Source organism: Parabacteroides sp. KHUB-02 (assembly GCF_056640955.1).
Genome location: NZ_JBWQEV010000001.1, coordinates 3520259 through 3544726 on the forward strand (window position 1 = coordinate 3520259; position 24468 = coordinate 3544726).

The window sequence follows — 24468 nt, forward strand, 5'->3', positions numbered from 1 at the left end:
GTATTATGACAATCCAACGATTCCTGATAGTTCTCATGAAATGGCTGGCAGCTTTCGCGCTAGCCGCGGGGATCGTCATGCTCATACGCCTTTTCTGCATAGAGTCCTATCGCATCTCCACGGACTCTATGGAAGAGGCTTTGCATAAAGGGGATTATATCCTAGTCAATAAAATACCGGGGAAGAATAAGCCCGTCCGGGGCAAGGTCGTGCTTTTTACCAGCCCGCTCTCGCGGGATTCAGCGGATGCTCCCTTATTCATCAGCCGCTGCATCGGTATGCCGGGCGATACGATCCGGGTCAGCATGGACGGATATACGATAAACGGGCATAAAATCCCCCGCTCTCCTCGCTCCCTCTGTTCCTATTTCATAACACTGAGCGCCAAGGAGACGTTCTTGGAGACGTTAGAGAAGTTGGACATCCCACTTAGGGATTTCAGGCAGGAAAGTTTCGGCTGTATGCTCAGCCTCACGGCTTTCGAGGAATATCAATTGAGGGAGGAATTGCCCGACGCCATAAACCGTCATTTTATCGGGGAACAAATGCAAGAATACATGTTGATCGTCCCCCGGAAAGACCGGGCTTACCCGCTGGACGCCGCCTCGCTCACCGCCTGCAAGGAGATCATCATGCGGGAGACGGATGGTAAAGCTTCCTTCCGTGACGGAAAGTTATATCTGGACGGGCGGGAGACTAATTTCTTCTTTTTCCAACAAGACTACTATTGGGTACTGTCCGATAATACCAACGAGGCGGTAGATTCCCGCCATCTCGGTTTCATACCGGCCGACCATATCGTCGGCAACGCTTGGCTCTGCTGGTACAGCCCCGACAAACAACGAATCTTTAAACCCGTTCATTAACATGCGACCTGTATATATAGCGACCGCCTATCTAGGCCCCATACAACAATATTGTAAGATGCTCCAATACCCGGAGGTCCGTATCGAGACCGCCGAGAATTACGTGAAGCAAACCTATCGTAACCGCTGTTCCATCGCCGCCGCGAACGGCCCACTCTCCCTATCCATCCCCATCGTCAAGCCGGATACCTTGAAATGCCAGACCAAGGACATCCGTATCTCCGACCATGGAAACTGGCGGCACCTACACTGGAACGCTTTGGTATCGGCCTACAATATGAGTCCGTTTTTCGAGTATTATGCCGAAGACTTCGCTCCTTTCTACGAGAAGAAATACGAGTTCCTCCTCGACTTCAACGAGGAATTGCGCTGTCTGGTCTGTGACCTGTTGGATATGCAACCCGCAGTCGTCTACACCGACCATTATGAACCGGAGGTAGCCAACGATTTCCGGGAAACGATCCGCCCGAAACACGAAGGGGAAGATCCCGCCTTCTGCCCGGAACCTTATTATCAAGTATTCCGGGAGAAATTCGGATTCCTCCCCAATCTGAGTATAGCGGATTTGCTGTTCAATATGGGGCCGGAAGGACTCGTTACGTTACGGGCATCGATTACCGGATCTCTTTAATCGCTTGTATCAAGGCTTCCATATCTTTCGGGAAGATATCTCCGATATTACCGATACGGAATGTATCCGCATCCGAGATCTTACCCGGATAGATCACGAAGCCTTTCTCCTTTAGCCGCACGTAGAACGAGGCGAAATCGAAATCCGCAGAGGGATATAAGAACGAAGTGATAATAGGTCCTTGCGCGTTATCGGACAGTAACGTCTTAAAGCCCAATCCACGCATACCTTCCACCAATACTCGGTGATTCTCTTGATATCTCTTATAACGAGCCGTGATACCGCCTTCCTCGTTCAATTCCTTCATGGCTTGGTAGAAAGCGTGAACCACGTGCGTCGGAGACGTGAAACGCCATTTGCCTCCCCCTTTCTCCATCGCTTCCCACTGGGCATAGATATCTAAGGAAAGCGAGCGGGCATTCCCCTTCGTCACCATCAATTTATCTTTTTGGGCGAGGATAAAGCCGAAGCCGGGAACTCCTTGAATACATTTGTTCGCGCTACTGACCAAGAAGTCGATACCTAAACCTTTCACGTCGATAGGGACACCGCCAAAGCTGCTCATCGCATCCACGATAAAGGTAATCCCCCGGCCCTTGATCACCTCGGCTACCTCCTCAATCGGATTCAACAAACCGGTCGTGGTCTCGCTATGTACCATTGAGAGATGCGTGATACCGGGATGCTCCTCCAAGGCACGTCGGGCTACCTCGCCGGTTACCAGTTCCGTCTCATGCAAAGAGACCAGTACGTAATTGATATGATAATAATCGGCGATCTGCGCCATACGTTTGCCATAAGCGCCATTAGCGAGGATCAACAATTTATCCTCCGGACGCACGGTGGCCCCGATCGTAGCCTCCACACAATACGTTCCGCTACCTTGCAGCAGGACACTGGTGTACGCATCCCCGTCCAGTCCCGCTATCGCCAGCAAGCCTTTACGGATCGGGGTAACGATACCCTCGTTATAATCCTTATCCCACGTACACCAATCCTGAAGCATGGCCTCACGTACCGTCTGCGACGTACTCAACGGACCCGGTGTCAATAATAAATAGTTTCTCATATGATTGTTTTATTTTATTCGGTTATCAGGCTTGATCCCTGTTGTTAATCTTCTCAATGCAAGCAGGCAGCTCGGCGATCGTATCCAAGACGAAATGAGCCCCCGCCGCCAACATACGCTCACGCACCTCTTTCTTCAGAGATTCCCATTCTTCCGCCGGACGGCTGTTATATTCCTCCTCGCTCACGCCCATCTCGTTGCTACCGGTCACTATACCGACGCTCCATACCTTGGCGTTTACGCCCTCCTTAATATCAGCGATCGTATCTCCTACCTTCACCACTTGATCTACGGAAGGAATCGCCAAATCTATCATATTCTTATAGATCATATACGGGGCGGGGCGACCGGCCGGGACCTCGTTCGGTGTCACCAGATTATCTACCCTATATCCTTTGGCCTCGGCTCCGGGACGGACAATCTCCATCATCTTCGCCGTGTACCCGGTCGTAGAGCCGATCTTTATACCTTGCTCGCGAAGCATCGCCATCGTCTCCAAGACTCCCGGTATTGGAGTGGTGAAATCCTTCAAGGAAGCGAACAAATGTTTCTCGAAACTAGCGTACATCTCCTCCACGTCCCCCTTGTTCCAGTCCCTCTTATACAGGGCACGGAACTTCTCGTTCACCTCCGGCATGCTCAAAATCGCCTTGATATGATCAATCTTCAAGAGACCCATCGGCTCACGGGCCTGCCGGTAAGTGATATCAATCCCTTTCTCTTCCGAGAATACCTTGAGGAAAGCGTTCAGCGGAGCGAAGCATCCATAATCCACGGCCGTACCGGCCCAATCCATAATGACACCTGAAATCTTCTTCATATTCTGTATGTATCGTATTTAATAATTTTCCTGTTTAAGCGATCGTAAGGACATTGTTTTCGGTAGGCTCAAGAGTTGCTATTTCCTCGCAGCCACATAAAGCGGTCTCCTTGCGATAGCGTTGCCGCAAATATACGAAGGAAGCGACAAAAGTGGCGCAGCAAAAGATCCCTACATATCCGGCAAGTTGGTTATAAAATACCGCCCAGTCCAATCTCGTACCCACGAATTCCTTTAGCACCAATACCAGTATTGTACCCGTGTACCCCAGAAAATCTGTTAAGACAATAAAGAAACCGACGTTTCCCCGTATCTTGAAACAAGCGATGAAGCGATCGAAGAAAATCGTCTGGAAGGTTAAGTAAGCCATATACAGGCAAAGGCTCTGCAAGAAAAGCCATGTCACCGGGCTCAATCCCATCCGCTCCTGCCCGAACGACACGAACACCATGACCATCATGCCCGTAATAATCAAACCGTACAGGACTGAAAGCGCCTTAAAATTATCTTTCACGAGCACCATCAAACCAAAGATCGCCAAGATAGTCAAGGTCACCACGCTATCTATTTGCGTGAACAACCAAGGCGAGTAATCAGACATATCGATGATATTCACCAAGAAGTCCTCCTTGATATCCCGCAACACCACGATCGCTATATTCGCCACGAAAAGCATCGTCAAGAAAGGCATGAAGTTCTTGAAAAGCTCCCAACGCTGCCGCCCGTTCAAGGTCTCCCGCTCCGACTTCAAGGCGATATCCTCCTCCGTAGGCTGTGGAAGCCGGTTTAGCGCATATCCCAACAAGGCTAGCAAAGGCAACACCACCGCCCCGATCAAAGCCGGCATCCAGAACTCGCTGACCTGCCACGTATCCATTACGTACAAGCCGACAGACTTTGCCGTACCGGAACTGATCACCATACTTACGCCCAACAAACTAGCGAGGACATCCGTCATCCTACGTCCTTCTATAAAGCTGAAAATAATCCCCCACATACATCCCAGCGAAAGCTCGTTCAAGAACATCGCCGCTATATTATAAGGAGCCGAGAGCAACCCGAAGAATACCAACGAAAGTTCCGCCATCACCACGGACATCAAGATGAACCGCAAGCGCTCTTCCCGCCGCAACTCCGATATCAACTTAATTCCCATGAACTTCGACACCACGTACCCCAAGATCTGCACGATCGTAACCGCCACCTTATAGTCCATATTGAATACCTCCAGATCCTCGAAAGCGGCAGCCGTATAAGGCTTACGCAACATATATACCAAGGAATAAGAAAGCAAAGCGGCCCCTCCGGCCCATAGGATGAAGAAGAGATCGGAAACCCGCCTCCGGGATGTTTTATTTGTCTGTATCGCAGTGTCCATAATCTTCTGTCGTTTTATTTTCGAAGGCAAAAGTACAGCCGCCATGTTACAGACATATTACTGAACCCATGAATGTATATTATTAATACCCAACTAGGAATCAATAAATTATAAAGAAATATTTATGTAACATTCATGAAACGGAAACGCAACATATGTCCTCTTATTTTGTAAGGTAAATCAAGAATATAAACACATGAACAATCTTCAAGAATTCTACCGAAAGATCGAATATCTACGAAGCAATGGGGTTAAGATGAAAGAGATAGCCGACTGGATCGATATGGCTCCCAGCATATTGTCCTCCCTATATACGACCGTATTGCCGAATTATTTCGAGGGCATCAAGAGTTACCCGCCGGAAGAAGCGCTGGACTCGGCGCTCGCCCCAGTGAATAACGTGTCGAAAAAACGTTTGCTTTCCCATATAGAGGAGATGATCCTTCGCCTAGACCAGATGGAGCTCGCCGAACCGGATAGCCTAAAAGATAATCCTTTCGCCAAGCAATTGATGGAGGAGACACGGCTCTCCGCCTCTAAAATAGAGGCTTTCAAAGGAATCTATACCAGTTACAGCCTTTCTTCCTCCTCGGACTGCCTCAAGATGGAACCCTTCCTACTCTCCCCCTCGGATAATCAAGTCCGTGTAGGGCGGATCTGCGCTTATGGAGAGGCTCAATGGGGATTCGGGATCATGCCCGATCCTCAGAATTTCCATTGCATGCTGAACGAGAACCAAGCGCCCCAATTCACGATGGTAACGATATACCTGCAAATACCATTTTTCAAGAATCCCCGCCAATTACGAGGATTATACATCGGTCAGGATTATAATCGTAACCCGATTGCCCGCCGAATCCTTCTTATCAAGGAATCAGAAAGCACGGAGATCGATGAATTCATGAGCCGGAAAAGCGGACTGATCGATAAAGAAGATTTTACCCCGGAACAACAGGTCTACTATGATTATACTTGCCAGACAGGAGATTTTATCAAGATGTGTACAGTCCCATCCCTGCGGATGGACGAGAGTGATTTAGTCAAAGAAAAGAAGATGCTAACCCTATAAACCAGTAGAGACGGGGCATGCCCCGTCTCCCACCATCCTAATATAATAGAGACTGATTATTCCTTCTGGAACTTCCTGCTCACCTTCAAGAGGTTCGCCGTAAAAGAAACCACGTTCTGGGCTTCTTGTACCATGTTCAAATAAACCATGCTCACCTTCGTGCTGCCGGACTGCCCTTGGATACGCTTCAACTCCCCTTTCTTCAAGGCGGTAAGTTGGTTCATCAAGGTAATCGACTCAGCGATCAGCTCCTCAAAACCAATATAATCGTTTTTACGGATCATAGTAGCGCAATTTCTCAAGAAGGAGATGATTTGTTCAGATACCTTACCAAAATCATCTTTCTGTACCGGACTCAACGGGCTGAAATTATTATCGATATGATCTTTCATCGGTTCTGCTAAGCGACGGATACTGAATATGATCTCGCTGGCGAAGTCATTTCCTTGATAATAATAAAGCCCCTTCTCCACGGCGATATCGTGATCCAATTGGGTAACGCCAAGCGTACCGACACGTTTCACTTGCTTCAAGTGAATCTTCTTCTCCTCCACGGCAGTCAAGACCTTGCGCAACTCACGGAGGTTCTCATTCATGAATCCATTTACCGCCTTACCGAATACTTCCGCCGTAAAATCCAGATCGGATTGTAATTCCTCACGGCTATGCTCGCGGAACAGGGCCAAAGCCTCACGGGTATCCGTAGCCTTACGAAGTTTAGACACCGTAGAATTCACCTCCTCCTTCAATGCCTCTTTCCGCAATTTAGCCTTATAAGCGAAGTGGCTACGAACCAACGAATAGATCGCCAAACCAATCATAGCGACCAAAGCTGGAATACCTCCCCAATAAATCAAAAGAGCGACGATGAAACAGATCGTAAAAGCAGCCCCTGCCGTAATGAACCAACCACCTATCACGGACAATACGCCTGTGATGCGATATACGGCGCTCTCACGCCCCCAAGCACGGTCTGCCAACGAAGTACCCATAGCGACCATGAAAGCCACATACGTCGTAGATAAAGGCAATTTCAAGGAGGTTCCCAAAGCGATCAGCAATCCGGACAAAACCACGTTCACCGAGGCACGTACCAAGTCGAAGCTAGCCTTGTCATCCATGATCATCTCGCTTTGGTTGAAACGGCTATCAATCCAGTTCTTAACCGGAGTGGGCACGATACTTAATATCGTAGCGGATATATTACTGCAATTCCGTACCAATACCCGTGCGACAGGCGATGTACCGAAAGACTCCTCTCCATCCGATTGACGAGACAGATCCAAGGAAGTCTTCACCACGTTCTGAGCCTTTTTGGAGGTAGCCAAGGCGATTACCATCACGACCCCGGAACCCACCAAGAAATACCAAGGTGTCTGGGCCGGTCCCAACAAGGAGGTCATCAAAAATGTATCCGTGGTAGTGGTCCCTCCCTGCGCCATCAAGTCCATATAAGAGGAATAGCCAGCCAAGGGGACTCCGATAAAGTTCACCAAGTCATTCCCGGCAAAAGCCAACGCCAAGGCAAACGTACCCATCAAAATGACCACCTTGAATACATTCACCTTCAACCAATGCAATACCTGCATCAAGATCGTAAAAAATACCATACATCCCAAAACGATCATCCCCGTATTGGCATACACCATATCCTTGAACTCACCCGTCATAAAAGAACTTGTCTTCAGTCCCTTTATCAGCATAAAGTAAATGATGGAAGTGGCCGCTAAACCTCCGAACAGACCAATAAAATATTTAGAACTTTTCTTATAATTAAATGAGAACAAGATCCGGGACAGATACTGCACGATCACACCAAAGAAAAAAGCGATCGCCACAGAAAGAAAGATACCCAGAATCACGGTAAAAGCCTTCTCTGTATTCAGCAGATCCCCCAATTGCAAAGCGCCTGAAGAACTAGCGATCTTTACCAAGGCAATCGCTACCGTTCCACCCACCAACTCAAACACCATGGAAACCGTTGTCGAGGTCGGCATACCTAACGAGTTAAAAATATCCAGTAACACCACATCCGTAAGCATAACGGCCGCAAGGATACACATGATCTCCGAGAAATAAAAATGCTGGGGTTGATAAATACCATGCCGGGCGATATCCATCATACCATTGGATAACGCCGCTCCGACAAAGACTCCCACAGCAGCGATAGCGATAATAACTTTAAAGGATGCGGCTCTCGCGCCGATAGCTGAATTCAAGAAATTCACGGCATCATTACTAACACCGACCGATAAATCTACGATGGCCAATACAAACAAAAATATGACCAAGAACAAATAAAATGTTTCCATACTGATTGTTATAATTCTTGCGCAAAGTTCTGAAACAATTATTTCGCATCCGTTACATACATATTACAATGATGTTACAACCTGCGGATTAGATTCAAAAACAACCAGATATGAAATTAGGTTGAAATTAACATCAAGTATTTCTCTTTTAAGAGAGAGATCCACTAAGGGTTTTTATATACATTTGCGACTATATATTTAGAAGGGAAATAAGTTAACAAGATTCTAGTTACTTGGAAAAACACTCCAAAGAAATAATGCAATGGGTCTGTGAAATCGCGCTATCCGATTCTCAAACTGCTTTTAAATCGCTTTATTTAGCCTATTTTCAGAGGCTAATGCGGTTTACATCCCTTTATGTGCCTTCCTCTGTAGAAGCTGAGGAAATTGTCTCTGATACATTTCTAAGTCTTTGGAATAATAGAAAGTCATTACCGAAGATCTCTAACTTCGATTCTTATATCTATGGCATAGCCCGCCACAAAGCCATCAGCCTATACCGGACACAGCATATGGAGAAAGTCCAGATCGATGAGAATACGATCGATTTATTTGCGCATACTGATACTACGCCCGAGGAAGAACTTATTTCCAAAGAATGCATCGATCATTTAAATGAGGCGATCAATACACTCCCGGATAAATGCAAGATGGCTTTTAAACTGATCCGTGAAGATAAGATGAAATATAAGGATGCGGCAAATATCCTAGAAATATCAGTAAAGACATTAGAAGCCCACATCGCCACGGCAGTCCGGAAACTACGGGAATCTCTAGCTAAAGAAATAAACGACTAATCTATCCACGTTCCCTCTTTGTAAAGACGTAGCGTGCCACATCTCTACAACGGCTGGTGTATATACCAAAAAAAGGAGCCAATCTTTCGACTGACTCCTTTCACCTAAGACGGCGGCTACCTACTCTTCCACTGTTACGCAGTACCATCGGCGTGACGAGGCTTAACTTCTCTGTTCGGAATGGGAAGAGGTGGATCCCTCGTGCTATAGCCACCTTAATTTCATTATCAAGATTTTGACCGGACATCAACCCGAAGAGACCAGCTTCGCCTTATCGTCTTAAAATATATCAACCCTCACGTGAGGAAAGTCCCGGGCTATTAGTACCACTCGGCTCGGACGTCGCCGCCCTTACACCTGTGGCCTATCAAGGTCATCGTCTATAACCACCCTTCAGGGAGATCTAATCTTGAGGCCGGCTTCGTACTTAGATGCTTTCAGCACTTATCCGATCCGTACTTAGATACCCGGCGGTGCCCCTGGCGGGACAACCGGTAAACCAGTGGTACGTCCGACACGGTCCTCTCGTACTAGTGTCAGAGCCCCTCAAATCTCCTGCGCCCACGATAGATAGAGACCGAACTGTCTCACGACGTTCTGAACCCAGCTCGCGTGCCACTTTAATGGGCGAACAGCCCAACCCTTGGGACCTTCTCCAGCCCCAGGATGTGACGAGCCGACATCGAGGTGCCAAACCATTCCGTCGATATGAGCTCTTGGGAATGATCAGCCTGTTATCCCCGGAGTACCTTTTATCCTTTGAGCGATGGCCCTTCCATGCGGAACCACCGGATCACTATGCTCTAGTTTCCTACCTGATCGAGTTGTATCTCTCCCAGTCAAGCGCCCTTATGCCATTACACTCTGCGACCGGTTACCAATCGGTCTGAGGGCACCTTTAGAAGCCTCCGTTACGCTTTTGGAGGCGACCACCCCAGTCAAACTACCCACCATACAGTGTCCTCCTGCCTAGGAGTTAGAACTCAAACAACCGAAGGGCCGTATTTCAACGGCGGCTCCAAGGATACTGGCGTACCCCCTTCAAAGCCTCCGGCCTATCCTACACATCGTCTGCCCAAATTCAATGTAAAGCTATAGTAAAGGTTCACGGGGTCTTTTCGTCCCATCGCGGGTAATCGGCATCTTCACCGATACTACAATTTCACCGAGCTCACGGTTGAGACAGTGTCCAGATCATTACACCATTCGTGCAGGTCGGAACTTACCCGACAAGGAATTTCGCTACCTTAGGACCGTTATAGTTACGGCCGCCGTTTACTGGGGCTTCAATTCAACGCTTCTCTCGCGATGACATCTCCTCTTAACCTTCCAGCACCGGGCAGGTGTCAGGCTGTATACGTCATGTTTCCATTTAGCACAGCCATGTGTTTTTGTTAAACAGTTGCCTGGACCTATTCTCTGCGCCTCGCCTTACGACGAGGACCCTTTATCCCGAAGTTACAGGGTCAATTTGCCTAGTTCCTTAACCGTGAGTCACTCGAGCGCCTCAGTATTCTCAACCCGACCACGTGTGTCCGTTTACGGTACGGGTGCCGCATGGATAAGTTTAGCGGATTTTCTTGGGAGCATGGTTACGTCCATATTACGTTGCGCAAGCGCTCCGTATACTCTCAGGTTCGACTCTCCCCGCGGATTTGCCTACGGGAATCAATATCTACACCCTTCAACCGGCTATTCCGTCAGCCGGCAGGACTGTCACTTCTCCGTCTCCACGTCACTCCATGAGGCAGTATGGGAATATTAACCCATTCTTCCATCGGCGTCGCCGTTCGGCTTTGCCTTAGGTCCCGACTCACCCTGATCCGATTAGCGTTGATCAGGAAACCTTGGTCTTTCGGCGGGGGGGTTTCTCGCCCCCCTTATCGTTACTCATACCTACATTTGCTTTTCCATGCGCTCCAACAAGGGTCATCCCTCATCTTCGACGCCGCATGGAATGCTCCCCTACCATGTCTTACGACATCCACGGCTTCGGCAGATCGTTTATGCCCGATTATTATCCACGCCAGATCGCTCGACTAGTGAGCTGTTACGCACTCTTTAAATGAATGGCTGCTTCCAAGCCAACATCCTAGCTGTCTCTGCGATCCGACCTCGTTAGTTCAACTCAACGATCATTTGGGGGCCTTAGCCGGTGGTCTGGATTCTTCTCCTCTCGGACACGGACCTTAGCACCCGCGCCCTCACTCCCTGTAAATATATATCGCGCATTCGGAGTTTATCTGGACTTGATAGGCGGTGAAGCCCTCGCATCCAATCAGTCGCTCTACCTCACGATATACTATAAAGAGGCTGCACCTAAATGCATTTCGGGGAGTACGAGCTATCTCCGAGTTTGATTAGCCTTTCACCCCTACCCTCAGCTCATTGGAAAGCTTTTCAACGCTTACCCATCCGGTCCTCCAGTTGGTGTTACCCAACCTTCAACCTGGCCAAGGGTAGATCACTCGGTTTCGCGTCTACCCCCCCCGACTGGCCGCCCTCTTCAGACTCGCTTTCGCTTCGGCTCCGTACCTTAGGTACTTAACCTTGCCGGGGAAGGTAACTCGTAGGTTCATTATGCAAAAGGCACGCCGTCACATATTGCTATGCTCCGACCGCTTGTAGGCAGACGGGTTCAGGGTCTATTTCACTCCCCTGCTCGGGGTTCTTTTCACCTTTCCCTCACGGTACTGGTTCGCTATCGGTCTCTCGGGAGTATTTAGCCTTACGGGATGGGCCCCGCTGTTTCACGCAAGATTTCTCGTGCCCCGCGCTACTCAGGATGCCACTAGGCTTCAATCGTCAGTCGTGTACGGGGTTTTCACCCTCTATGACCGCCTTTTCCAAGGCGTTCCACTTGACTCTATCTTGCCACGTCGTGGTCCTACAACCCCCGTGTCGCCTAGACGACATGGGTTTGGGCTCTTCCGTGTTCGCTCGCCACTACTTACGGAATCATTGTTTATTTTCTCCTCCTATGGGTACTTAGATGTTTCAGTTCCCCACGTTCGCCTCCCTTACGGGATGGCAGGCCTTCAGCCTGCCGGGTTGCCCCATTCGGATATCCCGGGATCAAGGGCTATTTGCGCCTCCCCCGGGCTTTTCGCAGCTTATCACGTCCTTCGTCGCCTCCGAGAGCCAAGGCATCCACCGTCTGCCCTTGCTTACTTTCTCTCACCTCGTACATACGTACGGGTTGATATATCTTAAGCTCGCTCTACTTGTTTCTTCTTTTTGATGTCCAATATGTCAAAGATCCTCTTTCCCTCGCGGGATGCGTGGAGAATAACGGATTCGAACCGTTGACCCTCTGCGTGCAAGGCAGATGCTCTAGCCAGCTGAGCTAATCCCCCTCATTCGGAGTAGTCCCAGGCAGAGTTGAACTGCCGACCTCTACATTATCAGTGTAGCGCTCTAACCAACTGAGCTATAGGACTGTCAACTTTGCCAAGACTTACGTCCCAGCGTCATCTTTCTCTCTCCGACCGGCCTTCCGGTCATTGATCTATATAATAAACATAATCTCAACAGCAGCACAAGGCGATCGATACCTCGTATGACCTCGGTACGGAATCCTAAAGCTCCAGAAAGGAGGTGTTCCAGCCGCACCTTCCGGTACGGCTACCTTGTTACGACTTAGCCCCAGTCACCAGTTTTACCCTAGGCCGATCCTTTCGGTTACGGACTTCAGGTACCCCCGGCTCCCATGGCTTGACGGGCGGTGTGTACAAGGCCCGGGAACGTATTCACCGCGCCATGGCTGATGCGCGATTACTAGCGAATCCAGCTTCACGGAGTCGGGTTGCAGACTCCGATCCGAACTGAGACGTGGTTTGGGGATTCGCTCCCTGTCGCCAGGTGGCTTCCCTTTGTCCACGCCATTGTAACACGTGTGTCGCCCCGGATGTAAGGGCCGTGCTGATTTGACGTCATCCCCGCCTTCCTCGCAGCTTACGCTGGCAGTCCCACCAGAGTCCTCAGCCTAACCTGTTAGTAACTAGTGGCAAGGGTTGCGCTCGTTATGGCACTTAAGCCGACACCTCACGGCACGAGCTGACGACAACCATGCAGCACCTCGCAAATCGCTATTGCTAGAGGCTCTGTTTCCAGAGCGGTCGAAATGCGTTCAAACCCGGGTAAGGTTCCTCGCGTATCATCGAATTAAACCACATGTTCCTCCGCTTGTGCGGGCCCCCGTCAATTCCTTTGAGTTTCACCGTTGCCGGCGTACTCCCCAGGTGGATCACTTAACGCTTTCGCTGTGCCGCTTACAGTGTATCGCAAACAGCTAGTGATCATCGTTTACTGCGTGGACTACCAGGGTATCTAATCCTGTTTGATCCCCACGCTTTCGTGCATCAGCGTCAGTCATGGCTTGGCAGGCTGCCTTCGCAATCGGGGTTCTGCGTGATATCTAAGCATTTCACCGCTACACCACGCATTCCGCCTGCCTCAAACATACTCAAGCCCCCCAGTTTCAACGGCAATTCTATGGTTGAGCCACAGACTTTCACCGCTGACTTAAAAGGCCGCCTACGCACCCTTTAAACCCAATAAATCCGGATAACGCTCGGATCCTCCGTATTACCGCGGCTGCTGGCACGGAGTTAGCCGATCCTTATTCATAAGGTACATACAAAACAGGACACGTCCCGCACTTTATTCCCTTATAAAAGAGGTTTACGATCCATAGAACCTTCATCCCTCACGCGACTTGGCTGGTTCAGGCTCGCGCCCATTGACCAATATTCCTCACTGCTGCCTCCCGTAGGAGTTTGGTCCGTGTCTCAGTACCAATGTGGGGGACCTTCCTCTCAGAACCCCTATCCATCGTCGGTTTGGTGGGCCGTTACCCCGCCAACTGCCTAATGGAACGCATGCCTATCTATCAGCGATGAATCTTTAGCAAATATCCCCATGCGGGGCCCCTGCTTTATGCGGTATTAGTCCGACTTTCGCCGGGTTATCCCCCTCTGATAGGCAAGTTGCATACGCGTTACTCACCCGTGCGCCGGTCGCCGGCGGGTATCGCTACCCCCGCTGCCCCTCGACTTGCATGTGTTAAGCCTGTCGCTAGCGTTCATCCTGAGCCAGGATCAAACTCTTCGTTGTTTAAATTGTTTTATTATCCTCGCTCCGGAATCCGTTATTGTAGTCCAAAGTCATACTTCTTGACGGTATCAATCCGGAAAATTAATTTTCCTATACTTGTACTACTTGTTGAATTATGTAAATCTCTCAAAGAACTCTTGTCGCTATCGTTTCTCGATTGCGGCTGCAAAGGTAAGGACTTTTTTTTAATCTCCAAATTTTTCGGTGAAAAATTCTCGATTTATTTTCTCTCGTCGATCTCCGGGCGGTTGGAAATTATCGCTTGGCCCAGCCAACCTCATCCCCTACCCAAGGATACCTCCACGTTTCCATCATTTCTGAAGCGCCGTTCTCTCTCGAATGCGGGTGCAAAAGTAATGCTATAAAACATACAATCCAAATTTATCGGGCATTATTTTGCAAGTTTTTTCTCAACGAGGGGATCGGGTACATTATATTATAGGATACCCTATTTAGCGTTCAAATTCATCTAAAATAATTAAGTTCGCATCCAAATAGAGATGGAAGAGAGAGTCGAATTTCGTTTTCGAGTTTGTTAGCCGAACCTTAAACCTACTTCTTCATCCCTCGTACGGGAGAACGAACCGGAATGCCAATAAAATTAAAAAAATTATGTCGAGACCAATCAAAAAGGGATTAAGCTATTTTCCGCTGGATACCGATATACTGTCCGACCGAAAAACACGTCGTTTATTTCAAAATTATGGATGCGAAGGTTTCTCCACCTACATGGCGATCCTGTGCGAAGCGTATGGAACCACGGGCTATTACGTCCGATACACGGACGATTTCTGCTTTGACATCGGATTTACGCTTAACCTGAAGGAAGAGCGAGTTCGCGAGATCATCGGATTTTGCGTTGAGATCCGATTATTTAACCGGGATCTATTCGCCCGGCAAGGAATCCTCACCTCTTTCGGAATCCAATCCCGCTATCGGGTAATCAACAAGCGGAGCCTATCCCGCATCTCCCCCGAATGGGAACTCCGGGAAGAGACCACCCCTATTCCTACGGTAGAAATATCGGTTCCTGTTACGGAAACCCCGGTTTTCGCGCCAGAAACCTCCCCAAAAGGAAAAGGAAAAGAAAATAAAACAAACACGGTAACAAAAATTCAAGCTAGAAATGAACATTCGACCTCAAATGATAACGGAGAGGCAGGCCGCAGAGCCGAGCTACTCCAAATGGCAGCCAACGCCACAAGCGCTAGCCGACATGCGTAAACGCTACGGCGACGCCCAAAGTTTCCTATCGATATTCACCCCCGATCTACAGATCGCCGCTGCCCGTCACCCGGAGCGGACCTATACGGGCACGGCCCCTACGCTGGCCACGATAGCCGTCGGCTACGGCGAGCCGGTAGCGATCGTATGGATCTGCATCCAACTGGAGAACGTGAACCTGTTCGCAGGGGTAAAAGAAAAAATGCCCGTCAGCCGCCAAAAAGAGCTGTCGGCCTTGATTCTCACCGAGTATCCATTTTTAAAAGCCTCCGAGATGCTCCTGTTCTTCCACCGGCTGAAATGCGGGCGGTACGGACGCTTCTACGGATCGGTGGATGCCTTGACCATCACCACCTCGCTCCTGCAATTCATGGACGAGCGACGGAAAGAGAGCGTCCGCTACCGGCAACCGGACACGGCAGCTCCCGCCACGACCACCCCATCCTCGAGTGGTATCACGTATGAAGAGTATTTAAAATTAAAAGAACAAAAAAAGCAACACCATGAACACGAATAGAATCTACGGCCATCAAGAGTTGGCCCTTTTATATTTCCCGAACGTACTTCCCTCCTCGGCCTCCACGCAATTGACCCGTTTCATCCGCCGAGACCCGGAGCTACTGTCTGCCCTCGAAGCCATCGGCTATCGTAAAGGCCTCCGCCTCTACACGCCCTTGCAAGTGCGGACCATCGTCGATCATATGGGCGACCCCGAGAATTGGAACCTTTAATTTCCAAGCCTCAATTATCAATTTTCCAGTATTAACGGCATAACGGTGATTTCTCCCGTAATCCAACTCTTTTTCTCGAGCGAATCACGGCCGTAGATGTTCTCAAAAAAACACGTACATGTTTTTCGAAAAACACGTACGACTTTTTCCGAAAACACGTACGTCTTTTTTTCGGGTACAAATCCCGACATTGACCGACACTGACCGACTGCCCTTTTTTCAGTCTCTTACCTTTGCGGAAAAAAGAAATGATGAATAAACTTGTATGTATCGGGCTAATTACCCTATCCGCATTGTCTTGCTCGGTTTCACGAGATAACAAGCAAAGGCTGTATAAACACGAGAAAGACTCCCTCTCGGCAATCCGTATCGACCATCTCTTTCATAAAGCCGGAAGCGACAGCCAGAATCACCTATCGGCAACCTTGCGCCAAGTGACCCTCTCCATCCCCGACAGTTCCGGACGGCAATACCCACTGTCCGTGACTACCGCCACCCTGCGGCAGCGATCCCGGCGATCGGCTACGGATACCTCTTCCCGGTCCAGCGCCCAACGATCCACGCAAACCAGTACCGCCACGCACGTATCGCAGGAGAGCAAGGAGCGAAAAAGACAGGCGGTTCCTTGGTGGCTATGGCTAGCGCCGGGCCTTGCCCTCATCGTGATTCTCAAAAAAACGACCTCGACAAAATAAAAACTCATCCTATGAACCATAAAAGAAATAAGTATCAGAAAAGAATAAATATACAATTAACAGTAGCCGTGATGTTATGCCTAGCCGGCCTCTCGCTGCTGTTCATGGGATTCTGGTGTAGCCCCACGGGAGAGATCCATAATTCCGTATTAATCGGCTTCGGTGAAGTCTCCACTTTCGCCGGCGCCCTATTCGGGGTGGATTATAAATATAAGGAGAAAAGGAACTATTAAGAAAAAATAGAATTTCGAAATGCTAAACAACACTATTACGAAAATACCGGAGATATTATTTGCTTATATACAGGAAGAAGTATATGTTTGTCGTGAGAGCTCTGTAAATACAAATTTTCATTACAACGTGAAGTTTGGTATCCAAATATAGACTACGGGAAACACGCAAGTATTTATTGGGGAGCCACATCTGTCATTGAGAGTGATCGCTTCTTGTAAATATAGAAAATATTAAATTGCAAATTTGTCTCTTATGAAAGCTATACTAATTATTACCATGTTTTTAATTACAGCTTTATCAAATGCTCAACAAAGAATAGATCTTTATGGGAATAAAGCTAGTTACCAAAAAGTAAATCTTAGCAAAGTAGCGAAAGAAGTTGTATATGTTCCTTTAGAAACGACCAATGAATCTTTACTAAGCGAAGAGTTACAAATCCATTATGGAAAAGACGCGATCTTTGTGGGAGATTTGCAGACCGGGTCTCTTTTCCGATTCGATAAGTCCGGCAAGTTCTTGAATAAAATAGGCAATAAAGGTGATGGACCGGAAGAGTATCCCTCGGCTGTCTATTTTTATGTGGATGAATCCGGCAATTGCGTGTATGTGATAAGTCCGCAAACAAAATCGCTGTATCAATATACATACGAGGGAAAGTTCCAACGGAAAATCTCTTTCGAGGAATCTCCTTGGACAATACAAAAGATAGGAGGCGATTTTCTCTTTTACAACAATCGGTTCAACAGAATAGAAAACAAGAGCGACGTGAAAGAGCTTTTCCTTGCGGATAGCGATGGCAAAATCGTTCAGTCCTTACCTACCACGATTACCGACAACCAAATGGACATGCTGCTGTTTGAAATGCCCTTCTTCTATCAATACAAAGGAAATATTTACTATAAGAATCCGCTGTTGGACCAAGTATATCTGGTACACGCCCCTCTTCAGTTGGAACCTGCATATACAATATATACAGGCCCGATGGTACGAAGCAAGAACGACCTCAAGAACCCTCAAAATTTAGCGCAACAAGTCTCCGTTCGCAACATCGTGGAGACCGATAATATTCTATTAATTACTTATGCATATCAGAATATTTTTCACAACCTACTTGTCAATAAATCCGATAGCTCTTGCTCTAACTTACAAAATGAGCAGTATGGTTTTGTGGAAGATCTAAAACAAGGCCCCGATTTTGTACCCTATTGGATGGCTTCCTCCAACCAAAACGTATTAATTTCTCTATTGACAGAAGAAAAAAAGGAGAAACAAATGGAACAATTCAAGAAGGTAAGTTTGAATCAAAAAGAATTGGCAGACAGAAAATCTGGTGATAATCCTATTTTGATTATCGCTATACTTAAATAATTTATATATATTATCATTATTAAATATCATTCTATTATCATGAAACGATTCAACTTGTGTAATATTCATTATTTAAATAATAAAATCATATATTGCGTATCGATTACATTACTAACGATTATTTTCTCTTGCGGAAATAAAGAAAAAAATGTATCTAAGAAGTTGACCTTGGATAATTGCCCGGTCATAGCACAGGTTATTAATCTGCAAGGAGATCCGGTGACTAATTTAGACTTTTCTTCCGTAAAGGATACATTCAATTTACCATTAAGCTCCTTGCTATCTTCCTTTCAAGTTATTCGCCTAGAAAATTCGGAAGACGCACTGACCGCCGCAGGACAAGATACCCATATAGCCGTGAGTGACCATTATATTTTAGTGAAATCTTTTAGGGCAGGCTCTTCCTGTAAGCTCTATAACCGTAATGGGGATTTCATCAGAAAGATCTCCTCCCAAGGACAAGGGCCGGATGAATATAACTTATCTATTTATGATCAGTATTTAGATGAAAATAATAATAAAATCTATCTAATGGAGATTCGTGCCTCTAAGATATTAGTGTTTGACCTCGACGGGCAGCCACAAAAACACATTCCTCTGGCCTATATAACCCATAAAGGACGATTTGTTATCAATGACGAGAAAAAAACAGTAACCGTCATGTGCATACCTTTTCAAGGAACTCCCACCGCATTGATCTGGACACAGGATTTCGAAGGCAATATCATCCAAGAATATCCGGTCTCCGACCAATTCATGTTGATCCCAAGCACTTACGATTATGAGGTACGGGAGTCATTGAATACCAACGCTTCCAACTTCTATCTTCATAATTGTATAGCCTCGCAAGACACACTTTATCATTATGACATAGACTCGAATACGCTACACCCTGTTTTTACGATGCATACGGGTCATGAGCCGATCTGCCATTATTTCACGGAGCTGCCCAATCACTTTCTAGTCACTTGGTATACACAGACCTCATGGAATAATGAGTTACCCCGTTTCCCGAAAATCCTAGTAGACAAACAAAGCCTTAAAGGTTGTTTCGTGAATTTGAAATGGAATATGCTAGGGAATATAGATGGGCCTACCAATCCGTCCTTCAATCGAGGTTATTTCACTGCGATCATGGAACCTTACGCATTAAAAGAGCAATTGGAAAAAGTTTTGATTTCCAATCAAAAACTATCTCCGGAGGTGTTGAGAAAAGTAAAAGAGTTGAATAATCGAATTACCGATGATGATAATTGTATCGTCTTTATAGGAAAATTGAAAACAAAATAAAAGAAACATGAAAGCCATAATCACAATCTCAGCGATATGCATACTTTTAACGGTAGGATGCAATCGAAACCCAGAGAATCCGGATAAGTTGCGAACCATACTTTTCGAGCGATGCATAGAGACAGAGCAAAAGATGAAAATCTCCGAGATAGCCGATACCATTGAGTATTTAGAGTTGAAGACTCCACATGATATCGTAATCTCCCGCATCTTAAACATTGTCTGCGGTGATAATTTCTGGTTGATTCACACAAGGCAAGGAATTTACAAATTTACGAGAACCGGTGAATTCGTTAAACAAATAGGCCGTCAAGGACAAGGACCCGACGAATATCTCTATATTCTAGGCATAGATATAAATCCTACTCGAAAAGAGATCATCCATGCGGATACGCAACAGATCTTATATTATGATTACGATGGAAATTTTCTTCGGAAGGAGAAAATTAATGATTACTTTTTTAATATAGTCTTTGTGGATTCTGTATTATGGACTTGTAATCTTTGTATGCATATAGATAAATATATGGCTTGCGCATTGAGTTTAGCGGGTGATACCGTTACTGTCATGCCCAATCCGAATTATGGGATAGAGAGTCTCAACGAGGGATTTTCTTTTGTCTCCTCCTCTGAATTGAGAGAATTCTCGAAATATAAAGAGAATGTTTATATGAAAACCCGCTCGTCAAGAGATACCGTATATCTGTTATCGGGAACAAAATGGAGACCTTATCTCTATCTAGATATGGGTAAATACCAGATGCCCATAGAGTACGAGGCTTGGTATTCCGAGGACGCATATAACAAAAATGCGATTAATTATTGGAATATACCAAGATTGGAGGAAGACGATCGTTACTTCTTTTTCACCGCAGTCAGGCAAAAGCAGACTCAACGGGGAGAGAATGAGAATGATTACAAATTCGTGATTTACGATAAAAAAGAGAGGGAGGGTTTTGTTGTGAAAAATGAGGACGGGATGAAAATCACCGACGATATTTTAGGTGGCCCCAATTTCTGGCCTCGTTGGAGTACTAACGACCTATACATTACGACCATGGAATGGTTCGACCTAGCGCAATGGATAAAGGATAAGAAACGCACCCTATCCCCTACCTTGCAAAAACAGTTCGAAAGTTGGGGAGAGGACACAAATCAACTGATCGTGTTGTGTAGAAAAAAGAAGTGATATCCAATAAAAAGATCACATTACAAATATAGTATATATAAATGGATACAAACACCCGGACACGGGATATGGCGCTATCTATATGACTTTCAAGGATGGGCGTCAGAACTGCTTACTTCCTTCAGAACAAATATATTGGCATTTGGGCAAAGAAGATAATCCCATCATAATATTAATGGAATAATTTTTGGTAGTACGAGCAAACTGTGTCAACTAAATATTTTTCATCCGTTGTCATATCCGGCTGAGCCAAATAGACATGAACCTATCATACACGATATACCCATCCGGTTGCCTCAATATAAACTCCTTATCTATTAAGATCCTTAAGGAAGTATTCACGCTACTCACCGCCTTCAAATCATACTTTTTGATGAAGGCGGCAGCATTGACCTCCCGGACAATCCCTTCCTTGGCGATCGCTTTCAATAGCTGGATTTGATTAAATGTCAACAATTGGAAATAAGTCTGGTAGGTATATTCTTCTTCCCGTAAGATCTCCATCATGAGAGAATCAAGAAGCTCCGGAGAAAGTGTTTTTTCCGGTAAAGCGAAGAGACGGTTCAAAAGATATTGCACATACCAAGTATGCCCATCTACCCATGTGTACACCTTATCAAATATTTCTTCCGGAAGCTCCTTCCCTTCCTTCTCGAAGAAAGAATGGGCAAAGGAAAAATACACCTCCTTGCTGATCTTGTCTAAAAATAATTTTTGGGTGGATTGATAGAAGGGGCGCTTGATTGAGAAGAATATATATTCCATCAAGTGCTTTTTACTCCCCGAAAAGATAAAATGAACATTCGGCAAAAATTGAATATAAGAACGCAATAGGCCTTCCACCCCTTTCTCCGGATATTCCATGATTTGCTGGAACTCGTCAATAGCCAGATAACATTCTCTTCCAGACTGCCGCAAGTAGTCGAAAATCTCCTTCAGCGTCTCCTCCTCTTTCGAAGGGACGATATCCAAGGATACAGACGGAATGCCCGATAACTCATCCATTGTTATCACGGGACGGCAACTCTTAAAAAAAGAAAGCAAGGTCTTCAGCGTAGATTGAGAGAGACTATCCAGCTTACCTAAGATCTCCCTTCCCAACAAAGCGACAAACTCACGCAAATTTTGAGTAGAGAAAATATCTAAGTAGAAGCACTTGGCATTCTTCTCCTTTTCTTGTAGCGTATAAAAAACATTCTTGATCAAACCGGTCTTTCCCATACGGCGAGGGCTTACCAACGTGATATTTCTCCCATTATGAAGAGCGGATAAAATCACTTCTGTCTCTTTCTCCCGATCACAAAAATATTCTGGACCTTGATAACCAACTATTAAAAAAGGATTATTCATATTCAGCATCTTATTTGCATTACGCAATTCACGCAACGCAAATTACGTAATAAAAAACCAGAATAACAAGTAAACCGACTACTACTTACATATCCCGACACTCACCGACACTCGCCGATTCCCGTTTTTCAGAGGCTCTATCTTTGCATTGTCATTAGTAATTAACCTTTTAAAATTCAAAATTATGGCAGTGAAATTTAAAGTAGTAAAGCGTAAGGTATTGAACGGCGCAGAGAAAGACTCAGTAAAGAACTACGCGATCGCTAAAACGTCGGGGACTTCGGACCTCAACAAATTATGTAAACTGATTTGCTCTCGCTCCACGCTTTCGTCGGCGGACGTGAAAGCGGTGCTCGATTCATTAAACTGGGCGATGGATCTGGAACTTTCCTCCGGCAACGTGGTGCAATTGGGAGAATTTGGAAACTTCCGTATGTCTATTAACTCCGAAGGAACGAATACGCCCGAGGACTTCGACGCCACCAAGATAAAGGGGGCACGTATTATCTTTTTCCCGGGCTCGGCCCTGCGGACTACCCGCAATGAGGTGAATTTCGAGCCTCTGGAGGTTACGAAAAAGAGCGCAGGTTCTGATAGCGAAAGCCCGGACGAGATATGAGAAAAATTGACCTGATCGTGATTCATTGCTCGGCAACCCGTGAGAATACGGACTATAGCCCGAAGCAACTGGAGAGTGACCACAAGGCACGGGGATTCCTCCGTGCCGGTTACAACTTCTACATCCGTAAATCGGGAGAAGTGGTGAACCTGCGCCCGCTAGAGCAAATTCCGGCTCATGCGAGAGGACACAACAAACACAGCATCGGGATTTGCTACGAGGGTGGACTGGACATCACCGGACAGCCACGGGATACCCGCACACAGGCTCAAAAGACCTCGTTGTTACGTTTGATCCGGCATCTCTTAATCTGCTTTCCCGGCTCATGGATCTGTGGGCACCGGGATCTCTCGGAGGACTTAAACGGAGACGGGACGATCTCGCCGGATGAATGGATCAAACAATGCCCCTCATTCAACGCGATACCCGAATACAAAGAACTCGTGTATGAGCTACGAAAAAAATAAGTAAAAAATCCATGCTCCCACTAAGGGTTTTCAAATTTGGTTGCGACTATTAGTATAGAAACAACTTAAAATGGAGAACAGCATAGATCATATTATCACAAGGATATTAAGTGGCAACAGCTCCTCGGAAGATTTTCTTTCGCTGAGCGAATGGCTGAACGCAGACGAAAAGAACAAAAAAGAATTTCGGTTGCTAAAGAGTTATTGGGATGCGGAAGTCTCGTTCAGCCATTCCTTAATGCCTAATGTGTCCCTCGATAATTTGAGAAAGAAGATCGACGATCAAAGCAGGCAAAAGAGATTGAGGCTGATCCGTTTCATCGCTACTCCCATTGCGGCAGCAATCGCCTTTCTTGTTCTGTTTTTCGCTACGACGCACTTAAATACCCGGGAAGGGAAGGTTCAGCAATTCTATACCTATATAACCGATAAAAATAAATCTCATTTTACATTGGATGATGGTACGAAGATCATTTTGAACCGGAATAGTCGCTTTACCTACTCTGACGCATACGGTACGGATCAGCGAAAGGTTAATTTGGAAGGAGAAGCCTATTTCGAGGTGGCGAAAAATCCGGAAAGACCTTTCATCGTCGATATGGGAAATGCCTCCATACGGGTATTAGGAACGACCTTTAGTGTAAAAGCCGATAAAGGGAAGGATCAGATCACAGCCGTCCTGCTGGAAGGGTCTATCCGTTTCGAAAGCCCGACACAACAAGTCTTACTCGCTCCCGACCAGCAACTTACATTCATCCGTTCAACGAACAAGATTGATATCCAATCCGTCAACGCAAAAGAAAATCTGGCATGGAAAGACGGCTTGCTAAAGTATAAATCAATAGCGCTTTGTACCTTGCTGAATGAGCTTGAGAAAAGATACGAGATCCCGATCCATATAGAAAACAAGAGATTGCTGGACCCGAATGTCACTGTATCCGGAACATTCAGCGAGGATCAATCTTTAAAGGAGATTTTACAAGTAATATCTCGCAGTTTGCCGATCAAATGGTCACAAAGAGATGGAACTTACTATATTCAATAAAATAAAAATATCAACACATCTTAAAAAAACAAGCAATGCCTATGAGATAACACGGATCATATCTTTCAAAAAAACAAAACCGGCTGCAAAAATACAGCCGGCCCCATTAAAAAGAATTAATTCCTGCTTCTGCTACTCCACGACCAAATTTTGTGGCAGACGCATATTATCAACCTTTTATCAGTACAAAAATATGGAA

General features: G+C 46.4%; 20 protein-coding genes, 2 tRNA genes and 3 rRNA genes. 15 read left to right on the plus strand and 10 right to left on the minus strand.

The window, feature by feature from the left end; all coding sequences use genetic code 11:
• Window positions 1–5: 5 nt before the first annotated feature.
• Both lepB and ACYIA1_RS15285 read left to right on the plus strand, forming a co-directional pair.
• Window positions 6–866 carry a signal peptidase I gene (gene lepB / locus ACYIA1_RS15280; protein WP_008774293.1) on the plus strand — a complete coding sequence of 287 codons (861 nt, stop codon included), beginning with the start codon at window positions 6–8 and terminating at the stop codon, window positions 864–866.
• A gap of 1 nt (window position 867) precedes the next feature.
• Window positions 868–1497 (plus strand): WbqC family protein, encoded by a 630-nt coding sequence (locus ACYIA1_RS15285; RefSeq protein ID WP_480335750.1) that lies wholly within the window; start codon window positions 868–870, stop codon window positions 1495–1497.
• Here ACYIA1_RS15285 and phnW read toward each other — a convergent pair.
• The 3 genes from phnW to ACYIA1_RS15300 are packed head-to-tail and all read right to left on the minus strand — an operon-like array spanning window position 1481 to window position 4764.
• The gene (gene phnW / locus ACYIA1_RS15290) at window positions 1481–2566 is read right to left on the minus strand and encodes a 2-aminoethylphosphonate--pyruvate transaminase (protein WP_480335752.1); all 1086 of its coding nucleotides are present in this window, start codon (window positions 2564–2566) and stop codon (window positions 1481–1483) included. The genes ACYIA1_RS15285 and phnW overlap by 17 nt on opposite strands.
• A 25-nt stretch (window positions 2567–2591) precedes the next feature.
• A complete protein-coding gene (phnX, locus tag ACYIA1_RS15295) occupies window positions 2592–3386 on the minus strand; it encodes a phosphonoacetaldehyde hydrolase (protein ID WP_480335753.1) in 795 nt (264 codons plus the stop codon).
• Window positions 3387–3420: 34 nt separating this feature from the next.
• Entirely contained in the window at window positions 3421–4764 is a 1344-nt protein-coding gene (locus ACYIA1_RS15300; protein WP_480335755.1) for a DUF5690 family protein, read from the minus strand.
• A gap of 196 nt (window positions 4765–4960) precedes the next feature.
• Between ACYIA1_RS15300 and ACYIA1_RS15305 the strand changes: the two genes are divergently transcribed.
• Entirely contained in the window at window positions 4961–5833 is an 873-nt protein-coding gene (locus tag ACYIA1_RS15305) for a hypothetical protein (protein ID WP_480335757.1), read from the plus strand.
• 56 nt (window positions 5834–5889) lie between these two features.
• On the opposite strand, the gene ACYIA1_RS15310 is transcribed toward ACYIA1_RS15305, so the two are convergent.
• Window positions 5890–8145: an inorganic phosphate transporter gene (locus ACYIA1_RS15310; RefSeq protein WP_044545184.1), complete on the minus strand. Its 2256-nt coding sequence runs from the start codon at window positions 8143–8145 to the stop codon at window positions 5890–5892.
• Between the two features lie 257 nt (window positions 8146–8402).
• Between ACYIA1_RS15310 and ACYIA1_RS15315 the strand changes: the two genes are divergently transcribed.
• On the plus strand, window positions 8403–8942 hold the full coding sequence (locus ACYIA1_RS15315; RefSeq protein WP_259013169.1) for an RNA polymerase sigma-70 factor: 540 nt from the start codon (window positions 8403–8405) through the stop codon (window positions 8940–8942).
• 107 nt (window positions 8943–9049) lie between these two features.
• Here the strand turns inward: ACYIA1_RS15315 and rrf are convergent.
• The 5 genes from rrf to ACYIA1_RS15340 all read right to left on the minus strand — a co-directional run bounded on the left by rrf (window position 9050) and on the right by ACYIA1_RS15340 (window position 14057).
• A 5S ribosomal RNA gene (rrf, locus tag ACYIA1_RS15320) occupies window positions 9050–9160 on the minus strand.
• 83 nt (window positions 9161–9243) lie between these two features.
• Window positions 9244–12119: ribosomal RNA gene (locus ACYIA1_RS15325) — 23S ribosomal RNA — on the minus strand.
• Window positions 12120–12224: 105 nt separating this feature from the next.
• Window positions 12225–12298, minus strand: a tRNA-Ala gene (locus ACYIA1_RS15330).
• Between the two features lie 10 nt (window positions 12299–12308).
• Window positions 12309–12382 (minus strand) — tRNA-Ile (locus tag ACYIA1_RS15335).
• A gap of 150 nt (window positions 12383–12532) precedes the next feature.
• A 16S ribosomal RNA gene (locus tag ACYIA1_RS15340) occupies window positions 12533–14057 on the minus strand.
• The 16S, 23S and 5S rRNA genes sit together here with 2 tRNA genes alongside, the layout of an rRNA operon.
• 612 nt (window positions 14058–14669) lie before the next feature.
• Between ACYIA1_RS15340 and ACYIA1_RS15345 the strand changes: the two genes are divergently transcribed.
• The 8 genes from ACYIA1_RS15345 to ACYIA1_RS15380 all read left to right on the plus strand — a co-directional run bounded on the left by ACYIA1_RS15345 (window position 14670) and on the right by ACYIA1_RS15380 (window position 20788).
• Window positions 14670–15281, plus strand: coding sequence for a DUF4373 domain-containing protein (locus ACYIA1_RS15345; protein WP_480335760.1), 612 nt, complete (start codon window positions 14670–14672; stop codon window positions 15279–15281).
• Complete coding sequence (locus ACYIA1_RS15350; protein ID WP_480335762.1) at window positions 15184–15798, plus strand: DUF6633 family protein; 615 nt, start codon at window positions 15184–15186, stop codon at window positions 15796–15798. The genes ACYIA1_RS15345 and ACYIA1_RS15350 overlap by 98 nt, the downstream gene beginning before the upstream one ends.
• The gene (locus ACYIA1_RS15355) at window positions 15785–16012 is read left to right on the plus strand and encodes a DUF4248 domain-containing protein (RefSeq protein WP_008773303.1); all 228 of its coding nucleotides are present in this window, start codon (window positions 15785–15787) and stop codon (window positions 16010–16012) included. The genes ACYIA1_RS15350 and ACYIA1_RS15355 overlap by 14 nt, the downstream gene beginning before the upstream one ends.
• Before the next feature lie 248 nt (window positions 16013–16260).
• Complete coding sequence (locus ACYIA1_RS15360) at window positions 16261–16707, plus strand: hypothetical protein (protein ID WP_480335764.1); 447 nt, start codon at window positions 16261–16263, stop codon at window positions 16705–16707.
• An 11-nt stretch (window positions 16708–16718) separates the two neighbouring features.
• Window positions 16719–16940: a hypothetical protein gene (locus ACYIA1_RS15365; protein WP_005863967.1), complete on the plus strand. Its 222-nt coding sequence runs from the start codon at window positions 16719–16721 to the stop codon at window positions 16938–16940.
• A 253-nt stretch (window positions 16941–17193) separates the two neighbouring features.
• Complete coding sequence (locus ACYIA1_RS15370; protein WP_480335766.1) at window positions 17194–18309, plus strand: 6-bladed beta-propeller; 1116 nt, start codon at window positions 17194–17196, stop codon at window positions 18307–18309.
• A gap of 39 nt (window positions 18310–18348) precedes the next feature.
• Complete coding sequence (locus ACYIA1_RS15375; RefSeq protein ID WP_480335768.1) at window positions 18349–19599, plus strand: 6-bladed beta-propeller; 1251 nt, start codon at window positions 18349–18351, stop codon at window positions 19597–19599.
• Window positions 19600–19606: 7 nt separating this feature from the next.
• A complete protein-coding gene (locus ACYIA1_RS15380; RefSeq protein WP_480335770.1) occupies window positions 19607–20788 on the plus strand; it encodes a 6-bladed beta-propeller in 1182 nt (393 codons plus the stop codon).
• A 234-nt stretch (window positions 20789–21022) separates the two neighbouring features.
• Here the strand turns inward: ACYIA1_RS15380 and ACYIA1_RS15385 are convergent, their stop codons facing one another.
• Window positions 21023–22138, minus strand: a complete 1116-nt coding sequence (locus ACYIA1_RS15385; RefSeq protein WP_005863959.1) for an AAA family ATPase — start codon at window positions 22136–22138, stop codon at window positions 21023–21025.
• A 184-nt stretch (window positions 22139–22322) separates the two neighbouring features.
• Here ACYIA1_RS15385 and ACYIA1_RS15390 point away from each other — a divergent pair, with 184 nt between their 5' ends.
• The 3 genes from ACYIA1_RS15390 (at window position 22323) to ACYIA1_RS15400 (ending at window position 24269) form a co-directional block, all read left to right on the plus strand.
• Window positions 22323–22757 carry an HU family DNA-binding protein gene (locus tag ACYIA1_RS15390; protein ID WP_005863956.1) on the plus strand — a complete coding sequence of 145 codons (435 nt, stop codon included), beginning with the start codon at window positions 22323–22325 and terminating at the stop codon, window positions 22755–22757.
• Window positions 22754–23224 (plus strand): N-acetylmuramoyl-L-alanine amidase, encoded by a 471-nt coding sequence (locus ACYIA1_RS15395; protein WP_480335773.1) that lies wholly within the window; start codon window positions 22754–22756, stop codon window positions 23222–23224. Before ACYIA1_RS15390 ends, ACYIA1_RS15395 begins: the two co-directional genes overlap by 4 nt.
• A 70-nt stretch (window positions 23225–23294) precedes the next feature.
• A complete protein-coding gene (locus ACYIA1_RS15400) occupies window positions 23295–24269 on the plus strand; it encodes a FecR family protein (RefSeq protein WP_005863952.1) in 975 nt (324 codons plus the stop codon).
• Window positions 24270–24468 lie beyond the last annotated feature (199 nt).